The 14,961-nt window shown below is 68.0% G+C and carries 16 protein-coding genes and 1 other RNA gene; 6 read left to right on the forward strand and 11 right to left on the reverse strand.

The window, feature by feature from the left end:
• Positions 1-5 precede the first annotated feature (5 nt).
• Positions 6-485 carry an SsrA-binding protein SmpB gene (smpB, locus tag OG474_RS26960; RefSeq protein WP_405056364.1) on the forward strand — a complete coding sequence of 160 codons (480 nt, stop codon included), beginning with the start codon at positions 6-8 and terminating at the stop codon, positions 483-485.
• Between the two features lie 14 nt (positions 486-499).
• Positions 500-988, forward strand: a complete 489-nt coding sequence (locus tag OG474_RS26965) for a DUF4265 domain-containing protein (protein WP_405056365.1) — start codon at positions 500-502, stop codon at positions 986-988.
• Here the strand turns inward: OG474_RS26965 and OG474_RS26970 are convergent, their stop codons facing one another.
• Positions 989-1,939 carry an NAD-dependent epimerase/dehydratase family protein gene (locus OG474_RS26970; protein ID WP_405056366.1) on the reverse strand — a complete coding sequence of 317 codons (951 nt, stop codon included), beginning with the start codon at positions 1,937-1,939 and terminating at the stop codon, positions 989-991.
• Positions 1,936-2,367 (reverse strand): MerR family transcriptional regulator, encoded by a 432-nt coding sequence (locus OG474_RS26975; RefSeq protein ID WP_405056367.1) that lies wholly within the window; start codon positions 2,365-2,367, stop codon positions 1,936-1,938. The genes OG474_RS26970 and OG474_RS26975 overlap by 4 nt, the downstream gene beginning before the upstream one ends.
• A gap of 119 nt (positions 2,368-2,486) precedes the next feature.
• Between OG474_RS26975 and OG474_RS26980 the strand changes: the two genes are divergently transcribed.
• Together OG474_RS26980 and ssrA are read left to right on the forward strand one after the other, a co-directional pair.
• Positions 2,487-3,047, forward strand: a complete 561-nt coding sequence (locus tag OG474_RS26980) for a DUF1707 and DUF4870 domain-containing protein (RefSeq protein ID WP_405056368.1) — start codon at positions 2,487-2,489, stop codon at positions 3,045-3,047.
• An 86-nt stretch (positions 3,048-3,133) separates the two neighbouring features.
• Positions 3,134-3,510: a transfer-messenger RNA gene (gene ssrA, locus OG474_RS26985) on the forward strand.
• A 177-nt stretch (positions 3,511-3,687) separates the two neighbouring features.
• On the opposite strand, the gene OG474_RS26990 is transcribed toward ssrA, so the two are convergent.
• Genes OG474_RS26990 through OG474_RS27000 form a run of 3 tightly spaced genes read right to left on the reverse strand, consistent with a single transcriptional unit; the run spans position 3,688 to position 5,813 of the window.
• A complete protein-coding gene (locus OG474_RS26990) occupies positions 3,688-4,011 on the reverse strand; it encodes a hypothetical protein (protein WP_405056369.1) in 324 nt (107 codons plus the stop codon).
• Complete coding sequence (locus tag OG474_RS26995; protein ID WP_405056370.1) at positions 4,008-4,337, reverse strand: hypothetical protein; 330 nt, start codon at positions 4,335-4,337, stop codon at positions 4,008-4,010. Before OG474_RS26995 ends, OG474_RS26990 begins: the two co-directional genes overlap by 4 nt.
• Before the next feature lie 36 nt (positions 4,338-4,373).
• Complete coding sequence (locus OG474_RS27000) at positions 4,374-5,813, reverse strand: FGGY-family carbohydrate kinase (protein WP_405056371.1); 1,440 nt, start codon at positions 5,811-5,813, stop codon at positions 4,374-4,376.
• Between the two features lie 52 nt (positions 5,814-5,865).
• Here OG474_RS27000 and OG474_RS27005 point away from each other — a divergent pair, with 52 nt between their 5' ends.
• The gene (locus tag OG474_RS27005) at positions 5,866-6,807 is read left to right on the forward strand and encodes an SAM-dependent methyltransferase (RefSeq protein ID WP_405056372.1); all 942 of its coding nucleotides are present in this window, start codon (positions 5,866-5,868) and stop codon (positions 6,805-6,807) included.
• A gap of 24 nt (positions 6,808-6,831) precedes the next feature.
• Complete coding sequence (locus tag OG474_RS27010; protein WP_405056373.1) at positions 6,832-7,566, forward strand: hypothetical protein; 735 nt, start codon at positions 6,832-6,834, stop codon at positions 7,564-7,566.
• A gap of 13 nt (positions 7,567-7,579) precedes the next feature.
• Here the strand turns inward: OG474_RS27010 and OG474_RS27015 are convergent, their stop codons facing one another.
• The 6 genes from OG474_RS27015 to OG474_RS27040 form a co-directional block, all read right to left on the reverse strand.
• On the reverse strand, positions 7,580-8,158 hold the full coding sequence (locus OG474_RS27015) for a Uma2 family endonuclease (protein ID WP_405056375.1): 579 nt from the start codon (positions 8,156-8,158) through the stop codon (positions 7,580-7,582).
• Between the two features lie 93 nt (positions 8,159-8,251).
• Positions 8,252-8,920, reverse strand: a complete 669-nt coding sequence (locus tag OG474_RS27020) for a hypothetical protein (RefSeq protein ID WP_405056376.1) — start codon at positions 8,918-8,920, stop codon at positions 8,252-8,254.
• Positions 8,921-8,948: 28 nt separating this feature from the next.
• On the reverse strand, positions 8,949-10,157 hold the full coding sequence (locus OG474_RS27025) for an epoxide hydrolase family protein (RefSeq protein WP_405056377.1): 1,209 nt from the start codon (positions 10,155-10,157) through the stop codon (positions 8,949-8,951).
• Positions 10,150-10,578 (reverse strand): MarR family winged helix-turn-helix transcriptional regulator, encoded by a 429-nt coding sequence (locus OG474_RS27030; RefSeq protein WP_405056378.1) that lies wholly within the window; start codon positions 10,576-10,578, stop codon positions 10,150-10,152. The genes OG474_RS27025 and OG474_RS27030 overlap by 8 nt, the downstream gene beginning before the upstream one ends.
• Positions 10,579-11,183: 605 nt before the next feature.
• Positions 11,184-13,514 carry an FHA domain-containing protein gene (locus tag OG474_RS27035; RefSeq protein ID WP_405056379.1) on the reverse strand — a complete coding sequence of 777 codons (2,331 nt, stop codon included), beginning with the start codon at positions 13,512-13,514 and terminating at the stop codon, positions 11,184-11,186.
• Positions 13,515-13,675: 161 nt separating this feature from the next.
• Positions 13,676-14,878: a hypothetical protein gene (locus OG474_RS27040; protein ID WP_405056380.1), complete on the reverse strand. Its 1,203-nt coding sequence runs from the start codon at positions 14,876-14,878 to the stop codon at positions 13,676-13,678.
• Positions 14,879-14,961 lie beyond the last annotated feature (83 nt).

Genomic DNA, 14,961 nt, shown 5'->3' on the forward strand with positions numbered 1-14,961 from the left:
GTCGGATGGTGAAACAGACCGGCCAGCAGAAGCCGATCGCGCAGAACCGGAAGGCGCGACACGACTACCACATCGAGGATGTCGTGGAGGCCGGCCTGGTGCTGACGGGGACCGAGGTGAAGTCCCTGCGGCAGGGCCGGGCCTCCCTCGTCGACGCGTTCGCCGCTGTCCGCGGTAACGAGCTGTGGCTGCAGGGAATGCATATTCCGGAGTACACGCACGGCACCTGGACCAACCACGAACCGCGGCGTGCCCGCAAACTCCTGCTACACAAGGACGAGATGGCCAAGTTCGTCAAGGCCGTCGAGCAGCAGGGCGTCTCGCTGATCCCGCTGTCCCTCTACTTCAAGGACGGCTACGTCAAGGTCGAGCTGGCCACCGGCCGAGGCAAGAAGGACTACGACAAACGCCACGCCCTCGCCGAACGCCAAGCCGGCCGAGAAGCCCAGCGAGCCCTCTCCGACCGAACCCGCCGCCGCGACTAAGCTGTCGCAGCTCAGTGACGGGCGTCAGGGAGGATCACGTCAAGGTCCACTTCCGTCTGGAGGTGGATGACGATGGCTGGCCGCCTGCGAGTGTCGAGAGCATGTGGGCGGTCGACCTGGGTAATGGCACGGTCCGGCTGGACAACACGCCTTGGTTCGTCCGAGGAGTCGCCAGCGACGACATCATCGGGGTCCAGCCCGACAATGAAGGTGTGCTGTGGGCCGGCGAGAAGGTCCAGCCGTCGCAGAACTGCACCATCCGGTTGATCGTGCTGAAGGACGACGGCTCAGCTGCCGCCCGGCAGAGCGTGCTGAAAGTCTTCCACAGTCTTGGCACCACAGGCGAAGGTCTCGCGCAGTACCGGATGGTGGCACTGGATGTTCCGCCTGAGGCAAACCTGCCGAAGATCCGGGCGCTGCTCGAGCATGGCGGCGCACAGGGGTGGTGGCACTGGGAGGAAGGGTGCGTCACCGCAGCCTGGAGGGCGACCGCTCGGGCGTGATCAGAGCGCTAGGCGGCGGAGGCTGAGGGCTGTGTCGAGGATCGTTTGTTCGGACGGGCGGGGTTGCCAGCCTAGGTCGGTGCGGGCTCGGGTGTTGTGGATGATCGGGCGTGGGGGCTCGGTGCCGGGGGACTCTTCGGTGGGGGCTTGGGTTGCTCCTAGGCGGGTGCGGAGGAGGGCGGCGATCTCGAGGAAGCTGGTGGCGGGGTCGTTCGAGACGGCTAGGTAGCGTTTGCCGGCTGCTTGGGGTGCGGCCATGGCTCGGAGGTGGAGGTCGGCGACGTCGCGGACGTCGGCGATGCCGAAGCGGGCTCGGGGTGCGACGGGCATGGTGCCGTCGAGCATCGCCTTGATCAGTTGGGCCGAGGAGCCCAGCTTCGTGGTCAGGGTGGGGCCGAAGATCCCGGTGGGGTTGATGACGACGAGATCAGTGCTCTCGTTTCGGAGCACCTCCCACGCGGCGAGCTCGGCGATCGTCTTCGACCTCGGGTACGGCGCCAGTCCGGGCGTATCGGGGTCGGTCCAGTCGTCCTCGGTGAACTCGGCACTCGGCTTCGGCGTGTAGCCGACGGCGGCGAAGGACGAGGTCAGCACGACCCGACGGGCACCGGCGTCGCGGGCGGCGCGTAGTACGCGGACGGCGCCGTCGCGTGCGGGGCGGATCAGGTCCTCGGGGTCGTCGGGCTGAACGAGCGGGATCGGGGAGGCGACGTGGTGGATCTCGTCGACGCCTTTGACCGCCGCGTCCCAGCCGTCGTCCGAGGACAGATCGGCGGTGACGATCTCCAGGCCGGAGTCGTCGGCGCCGCCGCGGCGGATGGCGGCCCGGAGTTCGGGTCCGCGGTCGAGATCGCGGACGGTGGTGCGCACTTCGTGGCCCTGATCGAGCAACTGCGCGATCAGGTGAGTGCTGAGGTAACCGGATCCACCGGTGACCAGGGTGGGGCTCATCGGACAACTTCCAATCTCGTGATGACTTCCATGGTTCGTTCAACCGCTGCGGCCTCCGCCGCCGCGTCGCGGCGGTCGCGGGCCTCCCACAGGGCGGCCTTGACGCGCAGATACTCCAGGCGGACGTGCTGGGCCGCGATCTCGGCCTCGATCCGTTCCGCGTGCCGGAGCAGCAGATCCCGCTGCTCAGCGGCGGCGGCTCGGCCGCGGGCGCGGTTGGCCTCGTAGACGCGCATGTCCTCGATTCCGACGCCGGTCGCCCGCAGGCATGCCAGCGATTCAAGCGTGTGGAGGTCCGCCTCGTCGTACCGGCGATGCCCGCTGCTCTCGTCGCGCCGGATGGGCCCGATCAGCCCGACCTGCTCGTAGTACCGGACCGTCGGCTCGCTCAGGCCGGAGCGCCGGGAGACGTCCTGGATGGTGAACATGTCCTCAGCCTGACAAACTTCAAGCGCTTGAAGTCAAGGACGCGCTTCCGGGTCGGGTCAGGGGTGCATCCGGGGCGCACCCGATGGGGTGGGCGGCCTCGGGCGGAGAGAGTGGATACATGTCCACTTCAGAGCTGCTGGTCACCCACGATCAACGGGATCGGGCCGTTGAGATCCTCCAAGAGATGTACGCCGACGGCCGGGTCGACAAGTTCGAGTTCGACACCCGGGTCGAGATGGCGCTCAAGGCGCGTACCCGGGCCGAGCTGAACAGCACGTTCGACGGCTTGATGGCGCGCCCGATCCCCACCCAGGTCCCGGCCGCGTTCAGCCGCCCGGCCCCGCTGCAGCGCTACAACAGCGACGGTCGCGGCATGGGCACGGTCGCCCACTGGCTCGGCTACCCGACGTTCTTCGTCGGCCCCGCGCTGGTCGTGGCCACCGCCGGCAAGCAGAACCCCGCCGTACGGCGGCATGCGGTCGAGGCGCTGAACTTCCAGATCACCGCGGCCCTGGCCTTCGCGGCCCTCGGTATCACGACCGGCATCGTGGGCAGCTGGATCGGATTCCTGTTCCCGATCCTCGGCCTGATGTGGTTCATCCTGACCGGGGTGGGCGGCATCGCGACCGCGGCCGGCTCCAACTTCCGCTACCCCTTCACGCTCCGCATGGTGAAGTAGGGGAATCCCAGGTGCGAGCAGCTTGTTGGACTTGCTAGAGTGGATGACCTGCCCGCAGTACGGGGTAGGAGTTTGAAAACTCAACAGGGGGTGAACGGTTTCGACTTTGGATGTTAGTTTCAAGTGAAGCGAGCCGAGGATCCAGGGTTATCTCGTAAACGATCTCTGGAAAACAATAACTGCCAATTCGCAGCGTAATAGCTTCGCTCTCGCCGCCTGACGGCCTGAGCACTTAAGAAGCGGTCAGCCCGGGGGTGCTTCCGACCCGGTTCCTGGCCTCAGCTAGGGAGCTTGCTTTGTTAACCCGGTCACGGGGTTAACACGGGACATTTACAGTGACTGAGCCTGTCAGCGACGTGTCTGTGAGAGCGCTGAGGCTGAGAAAAGCGACTAACAGACTGCGCTCGGAGAAGCCTTGAGGCAACACTGAAGGACGCGGGTTCGATTCCCGCCACCTCCACCCCTCGTGAATCCGCAGGTCAGAGAACATCTGACCTGCGGATTTTGCGTTTGTGGCGCCTTGGCCGATGCCAGGTTGTGCCGGCGGCGACGACCCGCCTTAAGCCCGCTTTGCGGGGAATGGCTGCCGCTATTTGGCAGTACATCCCCGCTGATCTACGGGATCGCGCCACCGCGCCGTTTACGGGAGGCGGTTGAGGAGGCGGCGGGTGTCTGTGAGGGAGGCGCCGGTTCGGGATCTGAGGAGTTTGGCGGCGTGGGTCGGGTTGCGGTTGTCGCGGAGCTGGAGGGCCTGGGCGAGGGTGTTGTCGTCGGGGAGTTGATGTGGCGCGAGCATCGTGGCGGCGATCGCGCGGGCCAGGTCCAGGCGTACGGGGTCGATGGTTGTGGGGGTTGGGCGGTTGGGGGAGCGGCCGGGGCCCAGGAGGCGGAAGGCGATTGCGGAGAGGGCGATCAGGGCGAGGGGGCCTACGGAGAGTAGGAGGCCTAGTTGGGTGTGGGTCATGCGAGGAGGTTGACGATGCGGCGGGCGACGGCGAGGTCGGCGCCGGTTTGGGCCTGGAGGTGCTGGGCGGCGCGGATCTTCTTGCGGTTGTCGCAGAAGGCGAGCATCTGGGAGAGCGTGCGGTCGTCAGGATGCTGGTGCGGCGGGAGCATCGAGGCGGCGATACCGCGGGCGATGTCGACCCGGTCCGGGTCGATCGCGGTGACGGTCGGGACGGCGTTCCTCTTGGCGTAGCGGCGCGGCCCGAAGATCACTCCCACGATGATCACGATCAGGATCAGCGCGGAGGGGATGAGGGCCACGATCACCGTCGACTTCATACTCATTGCAGAAGCGTATCCGCAGCGACCGCCAAAGAAGCCTCACGAGCGCTGAAGATACGTATCTTCAGCTGGCCGCTCGTGGATCTCGCGGAGCGCTCCGTAGGACATCCGGTAGACGTCGTACCGCAGGTCGGGGCTTGCCGCCGGGAGGAAGGTGCGGTCGACCTGGACGGTGGTCGCGGCGGCGGTCTCGATGTCCGGGTAGGTTCCGTCGCCTACGGCACCCAGGAGGGCCGCGCCGAGGGCGGCGCTGTCGGGGACGAGCAGCCGCTCGATCGGTCGGCCGAGAGCATCGGCGTACAGCTGGGACCAGAGGTCGTCGCGGGCTCCGCCGCCGGAGAGGCTGACCGTGGACAAGGCCGTGCCGCAGGCTTGTTCGACGGCTTCGAGGACGTGCCGGGCGGACAGGGCCACGCCTTCGAGGACGGCGCGGGAGAGGTCCGCCTGCGTCGTACCGGAGGTGAGGCCGAGGAAGCTGGCGCGGACGTCGGGATCCCAGAGCGGGGCGCGTTCGCCGGCCAGGTACGGCGTGAAGATCGGCCCGGGCCGCCCTTCGCGAGCCGAGGCGAAGACGTCCTCGATGGTCAGCCCGGACACCCGGCTCCACCAGCGGACCGCGTCGCCGGCGGCCTGCGTCGGGCCCGCGTGGACCGACAAACCGTTGCGTGGCGGGAAAGTGACGATCCCTGCCGACGGCAGCGACTGTCGCGATGCGCCCGCGACGACGAGCGACGTACCGCACGAGATCATGCCGCGGCCAGGCTCGGTGGTCCGGCTGCCGAACACAGCGCCGTACGCGTCCATGGTGCCGACCACGACCGTCCCCAGGTCAGAAGTCGAGGTCAACACGGACTCCGGGGTGCGGATCGGCGGCAGACGCTCGGCCAACCCGTCGGCGAGCGCGACGGCCTCGGGGAGATAGCCGTCGGGGCTGCTGATTCGAGTACCGGACATCATGTCGGTCGCGACCTGGCCGGTCAGCTTCGCCAGCACGAAGTCCTTCGGGCTGAGGACCCATCGCGTCCGAGCCCATAGCTCCGGCTCGGTGCGCGCGAACCAGACGGCCCGCGCCCCGGCAAAGGATGCATCCAGCACAACCGGCCCGCCCCAGATCCGCAGCTTGTCCGCGGCGCTGAGTCGCCCGTCGAGTTCGCGGGCGACCGCGGCGCAGCGCTGGTCCTGCCAGATGATCGCCGGTCCGAGCACCGCGAGATCCTCGTCCACGAAGACGTGAGTGTTCACCTGGCTGACCACTCCGGTCGAGCGCACCGCACCAGCCGGTATGCCGTCCACTACGGCGCGAATCCCGTCCTGGCAGCCCTGCCACCAGGCGAGAGGATCCTGCTCGGCCCACCCCGATCGTGGGCGCTCGATCCCGTACGGCGTCGCGTGTGCCCGAACAGGCAGGCCCGTCGGGTCGAAGAGGATCACCTTGACGGCCGTCGTACCGATATCGATCCCGAGCATGAACTGATCCACGGGTCCGACCGTACTGTGGCCGATGCCGTCCATCGGTGCACTGGGGGAGCCAATGACCACGCAACGCCCTGCGAGCCTGCCGGAAGGCGTCGGCAGCACCGCGCTGATCACTGCCTATGCGCGAGCGCAGGAATCGCGGCGGAGCGATGCGTTGTTCACGGACCCGCAGGCCGCGCTCTTCATCGCGGCCGTGGCGGGAGCGGACGACGCCGAGGGCAGACTGCCGCGGCTCGGTCCCGCCCGCGACGACGGATCATCGGCGCTGTGGATCGGCCTCTATGCCTACTTCGCCGGCCGGACGCCGTTCTACGACCAGTACGTCGAACAGGCCGCGGCTGCTGGATGCCGTCAGCTCGTGCTCCTCGGGGCCGGGCTGGATACCCGCGCCTGGCGACTGCCGTTGCCGAGCGGAACAACCGTGTACGAGCTCGATACGCAGCAGGTGCACGACTTCAAGAACGACGTACTGGCTCGGAGTGCGCTCACCTGCCCGGTTGAGCGCGTACCTGTCGCGGTTGACCTGAGAGTGAACTGGCTCGAGCCGCTGCGGGCTGCGGGGTTCGACGAAGATCGTCCGACGGCGTGGTTGGCCGAGGGGTTGTTGATGTACCTGGACTCGACCCAGTCGGATGCCTTGCTCGACCTGATCACCTCGGTGTCCGCGCCGGGCAGCCGATTCGCCGCGGAATACTTCAACCGCCGCAGCCGACTGAGCGAGGTGCCGATCTCGGATCCAGCCGACCAAGCCGTCGCCGAGCTGTTCGTCAACTCCGACCAAGGCGGTCCGGACGCTGCGCCCGAGAAGTGGTTGGCCAGTCGGGGGTGGCAGGCGCGGGTCCGCGATCTGGTCGACGAGTTCGCCGTACAGGGCAGGCCGGTGCCGTACATGTTCGAGCCGGCGAAGCCTGATCCGTTCCGGGTCCTGCTGACATCAGCGGTCCTGGAGACGTTGTCGGTACCGCCTGATCCCGGCGTGCTGTTAGCTGGGACGTAGCGCATCGAGGGAGTGAGGCAGCACATGCAGAAGATCCTCAGGTACCGGGGCGTCCGCCTCAACCAACGCACCATCGACATGATCGAGGCCGCCGAGTCGGTCTGTGACCTGACGTTCGTTCTGACCCAGGGCTCGTACAACCCGGGTGGTGTCCAAGGGTCCGCGGGTACGCATGACGGCGGCGGGGCGGTGGACATCTCGCTCAAGGACGCGAAGGGGATGCTGTTCCCGAGGGTCAGGCGTGAGCGCATCCGGAGCGCGACCCGGCAGGTCGGGTTCGCGTCCTGGATCCGCGATCCTTCCCAGGCGGACTGGCCGTGGCACACCCACGCGATCGCGATCGGGGACCGGGACCTGTCGCCCGCGGCGGCCAAGCAGGTCACGGCGTACAAGAACGGCCGCAACGGACTCGTCTCGAACGGCCGCGACGACGGGCCGCGCAACTGGGTCAACATGACCTGGGAGAAGTGGGCGAAGGCCCACCCGAACTGGCGGGATCCCTTCACCCCGGCCCAGTACGCGAACCTGCTCAAGGAGATGAAGATCCAGGGCGACGCGACCCGCAAGGAGATGCGCCGCCAGGCGATCTGGAGGCTGCGCTTCCAGACGCAGACCGTCGACGACTGTCTCGCCGCGGGCCAGGCGTTCGACAACGCGATCGCCGCCGGCCAGTCCGTCGACGAGGCAATGCTCGCCGCAGCCCGGGTCATGGTGCCCGTCAACGCCACCCTCGCCGAAATGGCCAGGAAGAACGGCTAGGCGACGCAGGAACCTAGCGCAGGTCGCCCAGTTCCAGAGTCACTGCCAACGGGCTGGTGCTCGCGAAGGTACCGCCGACGACCTGGTCGTCCAGATAGCCGAACTTGTCGGTCAGATGGCACGCCAGCAGTGAGATCGGATCCTGGATGTCGACGATCCAGTAGTGCGGAATCCCGGCGTCGGCATACTCGGCCCGCTTGACGACGTTGTCCGTACGGCGTGATCCCGGAGAGACGATCTCGACCACGATGAGCACCTCGGACGCCCGGATCAGCCCACCCTCTGCCCTGACCCGCGGGCGGGCGGAGCGGCGTACGACGATGACGTCGGGCCGACGCGAGAATCCGGGCTGATCGGCCGGAGTGAGCTCGAGATCGATGTCCACATCGGTGATGACCTCGAGATCCGGTGACAACTGCGGCATCAACTGCAGGGCGATCCGCAGCGCAGCCATGGTGTGATCCGGGCCTGGGCCCGGCGATATCACGAGATTGCCTTCCATCAGCTCGGACCGGCCGGAGCTGTCCTCGCCGAGTTCGGCATACTCACCGACGGTGAGCAGATGGGCGGGCGGCAGTGGAACTGCTGTCATCATCATCTCCTCATCTCAGGGCACCGATTTTTCCATGCCCCCAGTGCTTTGAGGTCCGATTCGGGGTGACACACCCGCCTGGGGTGTGGAGGTTCAGGGGAGTTGCCAACTGCAGGCGTTGCCTTTCCAGAGTTCTGCGGTGAGTTTGGTGCCGGGTGGGAGGCCCGTGTCGGGGATCGAGAACAGGAGTAGGCCGTCGCCGGGGCCGAGGGCGCCCTTGGTTTCGAGCATCTTGGAGCTCGTGCTGTCGCGGAAAGCGTCGGCGAGGTAGGCGGCATTCAGGTCCCGGGGGTACTCGGTGCCGTCGGGGGCGGTCAAGTGGAAGTGGTCGTTCCAGAGGGTGAACGGGTCCGCGGTGATCGTCGTCCGGACGTCGGCGAGGGCATACATCGTGTGCGGGGCAGGCCGGATCTTGGCCGGGATGCCCGGAACGGTCTTCAGGGTCTTGATCGACGTCACGGTGATGACGGCCGAGGCCCACTTCGGTGGGTCGTAGCTGCGGAGGTCCACGTTCCCCGTGTCGTACAGCGTGATCGGCCGGCCGACCTTCGCGACCGGGGGCTCGGCCATTGGTGGCCGGGTGGGACGCGGATCGGGAGTCGTAGGCTGAGCGACCGGCTTCGGCGTCGGCCGCGTGCTGGAGTCGCCAGGTTCGATCTTGGGCACTATGGAGCACGCGGACAGGGCGAGCGCGAGAACGGTGACCGAGGCAACGATCAGCGGAACGCCTGTCCTGGAAGAGACTCTGCGCGGAAGGGGCATGCGGGGAATCTATCGCCTGCCGGGGGCGCTATCGGAGCGGGCGGAACGTCGTTCTCAGGTCGGTGGTCCATTGGGTGGGGAGTTCCCAGGGGATGAAGTGGCCGCCCGTGGGGTGGGCGGTGAGGTTGGTGTGGTTGTACCAGGGGGCTCGGTCGCTGGTGAGGAAGTGGTTGACGCGGGCCTCGGGGGTTGTGATGCCGGGTGGGTTCTCGTAGCCGACAAAGGTGATTCCGGTGGGGGCCTCGACGGCGGGGTGGCGGTCGTGGGACGGGGTCCAGGGGTAGCGGTTGTTGTTGGCGTAGGTGCGGATCGAGGTGTCGATCGCGTTGCCGGCCCAGTAGATCGTCGCGTGGGTGAGGATGTCGTCGGGCGTGAAGGGGGCGCCGTCGGACCAGCTCTGCCAGCGTTCGAGGATCCAGGCGAGCATGCCGGCGGGGGAGTCTGCGAGGCCGAAGCCGAGGGTGCTCGGGTGCAGGACGTGCGCGGCGAGATGCGCGGCGAACCGGCGTTCGAACGCGATGACGCCGTCGTGGATGGCGGGCGGGAGGTTGTCCGGGAGCGGGTTTCCGCCGGTCAGGTCCCAGGCTCGGTCGCCGTTGAAGAAGGACAGCTTCAGGCCGGAGCCGATGTGGATGCCGTAGAGCTCGTCCGCGTACTTGTGCCCGAGCTGACCGGTCACCAGCGCGCCGACGTCGCAGCCGCCGGCGGCGTACCGGGTGTGTCCGAGGACTCCGGTCATGAGCTCGTGCCACACGTCGGCGATCTTCCAGAAGTTCATGTCCGGGCTGGTCGGGGTCGAGAATCCGAAGCCTGGCAAGGACGGCACGATGACGTCGAAGGCGTCGGCCGGATCGCCGCCGTACGCTGCCGGGTCGGCGAGTTGGTCGATCACCTTCGACCAGTGCCAGAACGTCCACGGCCAGCCGTGGCTGAGGATCAGCGGGATCGGCGCCGGGCCGACGCCGGGTTTGTACAGGAAGTGCACCGGTACGCCGCTCACGTCGACGCGGTAGTTGTCGTAGGCATTGATCGCGCGTTCGGCGGCACGCCAGTCGTAGCCGTCCGCCCAGTACTCGGCGAGTGCTTGCAGGTCGGTACGACGTACGCCGTAGAAGCCGTCGTCGTTCCCGGCGTCGAGCAGCCATTTGGTTGCGCGGAGGCGGTGGCGCAGATCGTCGAGGACGTCTTCGGGGACGTGGATCGGGGTGGGTTCCAGGTTCATGGTTGCCTTAGGCATCTTCGGCGAGCTCGGTCAGGCGGGCGAGTACGTCGACGGATTCGGCGAGTACAGCGCGTTCGGCGTCGGTCAACTGGTCGACGAGCTGGGTGAGTTTGCTGACGCGGCTGGTGTGCCGGGAGCGGACGGCGCGGCTACCGGCCGGGGTCAGCGACAGCAGCATCGCGCGTCCGTCGGTTGGATCCGGGCGTCGGCGTACCAGGCCGTCTTGTTCGAGCTTCGCGACGAGGCTGGTGAGGGCCGGTTGTTTGAGTTGCTCGGTCGCGAGGAGGTCGGTGAGACGCAGCGGGCCGCTCCGCGACAGCGTGTGCAGCACCGAGAGGGTGGAGAAGTTGAAGCGCTGGACGGACGGAAGCCGGATGAAGATCGTGTTGAAGTCCACGATCACTCGGGTCAGACGCTCGGTATCCACGGCGGTCATGGGGTGAACATATCAACAATCGATCTAGTTGAACCAGATCGATTGTTGATGTATCTGGTGACGAGCCACGAACCGGGGGTTTGCACAGGATCCGGTGGGCCGGCACAGGTCATTGCTTGTTCAAGCCCCCCGTGCACCCTCCGTACCCCCAGAAGTTGGCCGAGGTCGGAAGAGCGGTGCCCAGTTGCCGCATGCGCCCTCCCGAGGAGCCATGAACCGGAGGTTTGCACAGGATCCGGTGGGCCGGCACAGGTCATTGCTTGTTCAAGCCCCCCTCGCGCCCTCCGCACCCCCAGCTCGGCAACCCCAGGCGGCGGGAGCTTCGGTCGCTGGCCGTCTTTCCCGGACCGGAACCGAAGCCCGGCAACCTCAGGCGACGCACGCGTGATCGCCGAGGGTGCCATCCCCCTCAGCCATCCGATCGGCCCGCCATCCCGTCTTTGATCGGCCGAAGCGGCGACCAGCCACCCATGCACGCTGCCGGTCGAGATCTGCGCGACGTTGTCGGTAAGGACATGGAGATGTGCACCGGTCGGCGCCGCGGTGGTCGGGGTTCAGGCATGCGGTGGGTCGGCTGGGCGACTATGACGTGTCGTTACCGACGGTTAGTTGCTGAGGGGGATGCCGCCGAGGACGATCGGGGTGTCGCCGGGGCGGAGGGTGAGGGTGGCGGCTTTCTGGCCCTTCGGGAGGTGGCCGCGGAAGACGATCGTGCCCTTGGCGGACTGGCCGACGGCGAACTGCTGGGGCCAGTCGCTGCGCGAACCGTCGGCGCGGATCGAGTTGCCCTCGGCGCTGGTGAAGGTTGCGTTGCCGTCGAGGGGGAGGTTGACCGGGTCCTTGCCCTTGTTGGTGACGGTGATGCGGATCCGGGTGAAGTGGCTGGTGTTGGTGACGTTGTCGACCGTGACTGTCAGACCGGCGGTGGTTTTGCTGACCGGCTTGATCAGGCGGTCCTCGCCGGTCTCGTTGCCGCTGAGGTAGCCGGCGGCGTACTCGGTTCCGGCGGTGATCGCGAAGCCGCCGACGCCGACACCGAGCAGTACGGCGGCGATCGCGACGATGACGGAGACGTCGAAGCGGCCGGGTTCGCGTTCGGCGGGGTTGACGGCGTCCAGGACGGCGAACGTCATCGCGCCGAGAAGTGCGAGCGTGGGCGCGATCAGCCAGCGCAGCATGCCGCCGGGGCCGTCGGCGAGGAAGGTGGCGATCAGGTTGATGACGAGGCCGACTGCCAGCATCGCGCCGGCGATCGCGAGCACGCGGGCGAGGCGGACCTGGCCGACTTCGGCTTCGGCGGTTTCGCGGGTACGGCGTTCTGGGCGGGGCGTCGGTCTGGATGCCGGGCGACTGGGGGTTGGGTCGTCGGGGTAATCCGGGTAGTCCGGGCGATCGGGCCAGGCGGGGTGCGGGGGATCGGGCTGGGCGATCTGGGCACGTTCGCCACCGGACAGCGGGGAGCGGGCCGAGTCGAGGTAGTCCGCGGAGGGGTAGCCGGGCCAGGACGCGCTGTTGCTCGCGTCGGCGGGGTTCGGCTGGCTAACGCTGGCCCGGTCAGCCGGATACGGCTCGTTACGCGGTACGGCGTCTTCGTCGACAGGCTGGGCCCGCTGGGCGGGTTGGGCCGGCTCGGCCTGCTGGGTCGGCTGGGCGGGTTGGGTCGGCTGGGCCGGAGCAAAGGGGGAGTCGGTAGGCGCAGAGTCAGCCGCAGCCGCAGCCGCAGCCGCAGCCGTCGAGCCGGGCAGACGCGCGCCGGAAACCCGCGATCTGGATGCGTCCGGGCCCAATCCGTCCGGGCCCACTCCGTCCGAGCCCGATGCATCCCGGCCCGAGGCGTCCGGGGCCGATGGGTGCGAACTGGATGGAGTTGCTCGGGAATGGGCTGAGCCGGTTGCGGATTCCCTGGACGGGGGTCGGGTCGTGGGGGCCGGGCGGGGGGTGAGCGGCCTGGGAGGCGCGGGCGGAGGCGGGGTGGTGGACGACGGGCTCAGTTGACCGGAGTCGTCGGGCGAACCCGCACGGGCGCCGTCGTTCCACTCCCGCTGGTTGGGCCCGAGATTGCGCTCACCCTCACGGCCCGGGACCGCCTCGTCCCACCTACCCTGAGCCGAACCGGCCCGCTGAGCGTGTGCCTCATTCCCGCCTTGCTCATCCGCCCGAGGGCGAGCCCCGTCATCCCATCCGCCTCGGTCCGAGTCGGCGTTTTCGCGGGCGCTACCTGCCTCACCCCAGGAGCTTTCCGAGTCGGCGTTCCACCTGTTCTGGTTGGAGCCGTTTTCACCTGGAGGGGACTGGGGTGCTGCCGATGTGACCGGCGGAGTGTAAGGAGGTGCGCTCGCCGGCGGAGGTGGGGTGGCCGGGGTTGCGGGTACGCCGGTCGCCGGGTCCGCGCGCGGAGGGCTGGGCGGCTGCTGGGCGGGCGGCGTACCGAACCGGCCGGATGGCGCTGCGCCGGGGGTGAGCTGTTCGCCGCTTAGGTCGGCCGGGGAAGCCGCCGAGGCGGGCGGGCGGCCGAGCGCGTCGGACGGTGAGATGCCGGGGGCCGGAGGTGCGTCGACGAAACCGGTGGATGCGCCGGGCGCCGGGGGCGTGCTGCGTAGGTGCGGTGGCGATGCATCCGCGGCGGGGACTGTGCCGGGGGCGGGTGGGGTGGCGTGGAAGGTTAGGACTGCGCGGCCTATGTGGATTTGGTCCTGGTCGGTCAGGGGGGTGGGGGCGGTGAGGCGGCGGCCGTTGAGGCCGGTGCCGTTGCGGGAGGCGTCGTGGAGGGTCCAGGTGGCGCCGGCCCGGGTCAGACGCGCGTGGATGCGGGAGATCTGGTCCTCGGCGGGGAGGCGGACGTCGGCGTTCGCGGCGCGGCCGATGGTGATCTCCTCGGCGGCGGCGGGCAGGGGCCAGCGCTGCGTGCCGAACGACAGCGCGAATTCCGTATCCACCAACACCCCACCCGGCAGCCGACCCCGTCGGCGCGATTCTGCCTTTCCCACCCGCATCCGGTCCAGGGCCCCCACCCTGATGAGACTCGCAACACTAGTGCACCAACAGGTTACGGCGTCCGCGCGGGGCGAACGCCGTACCGAGACTGTTGAGTCTGTAATTAACCAAGTGTCATGCGGGGCTCGCCGTTCGTGAGGCCGGTGCCCGCGATGGTGCAGGTGCCGCCGCGGTTCTGGCTGTAGGTCTGGCGGAGGCAGGACCGTAGTGCCAGTTGGGCCCAGTAGTTGGGATGCAGAGATTCCTGGATGAAGTAATTCGAGCCGACCGTCGTGACAGTTCGAATTTGGTTGATCCACTCGGTCTTGTCGACCGCTGTGGGCTGCGTCCAGGACGAGAGGCCGACCTCTTCGTACAGGCCGACTGTCTTCTCGCAGAGGCGGCGGCCGTTGAAGGCGGACTGCAGCTCCAGTAGACGGATGTTCGCGAGGCCGGATTGGGAGATGGCCGCGCGGACGGTGTTGTTGATGGTGGTGAGGGCGGTGCTGTTGGCCCAGTCGGCGTCGGCGCTCCAGAAGCCGCAGCCGCCGACACTCTGCCGGGTGTAGCCGGTCTGGCCGTAGCGGAAGCCGCTTCCGTTCGGGATCGGTGAGGGATACGTCTGTACGACGAGCGTCCAGGCACTGTCGCCGTACCCGGCATTCCGCATCGCCGTCCGCACGTTCTGCAGAGCGGTCGCGATTTTGCCGCGGACTGCGGTCACGTTCGCGGTCGTGAAGTTGGCGACGACGGACGAGTCGTCCTTGCAGTAGTCGGGCGACCATGAGGGCGACAGCAGGAAGTCCTGCACGCACTGCGTGACGATCGCGGCGAAGTTGAAGTCGTTGCCGCCGATCGAGACCGCGACCTGCCGCACGTTGTGGCTGGTCGCGAACTGCTGCAGCGCCTTCGCCTGGCCGAGTTTGCCGGCGCCGTTGTCGTAGAAGTCGATGCCGGGCTTGAAGTCGTCGCCGGTACCGGTCGTGGTTCGCGCGCCGGAGCACGACAGGTTGAGGCCGCCGACGCCCCCACCGATGAACGCCTCGGCCGAGCTGCTGCGATGGCATTTCGGGATCGCTTCCGCCGTACCGCTCGCGTTGTCGTGGTAGGCGTGCGCGCCGAGAGCGTCGGCGGGTGCCTCGGAGTCGTTGGAGCTGCCGGCCCAGCGGCCGGCCTCTCCGGAGATGTAGGAATCGCCGAGCGTGACCACGTACGGCGTGCCGGTGCCGGGGCCGTCGGCGCGGGCTGGGGCGGCGACCAGGCAGAGCCCGGTCATGGAGAGCGCAAGGATCAGGGCGAGCCGGAGTGAACTGGGCGGATTCTTCACCGGGGTACCTCTCTTGCTGGAGGGACCCCTATGTACTCACAGGTAACCGACGAAGAACAGACCGAGCGTGCTGGCACGTTTGC

Source organism: Kribbella sp. NBC_01505, assembly GCF_045040285.1.
Lineage (GTDB): Bacteria > Actinomycetota > Actinomycetes > Propionibacteriales > Kribbellaceae > Kribbella.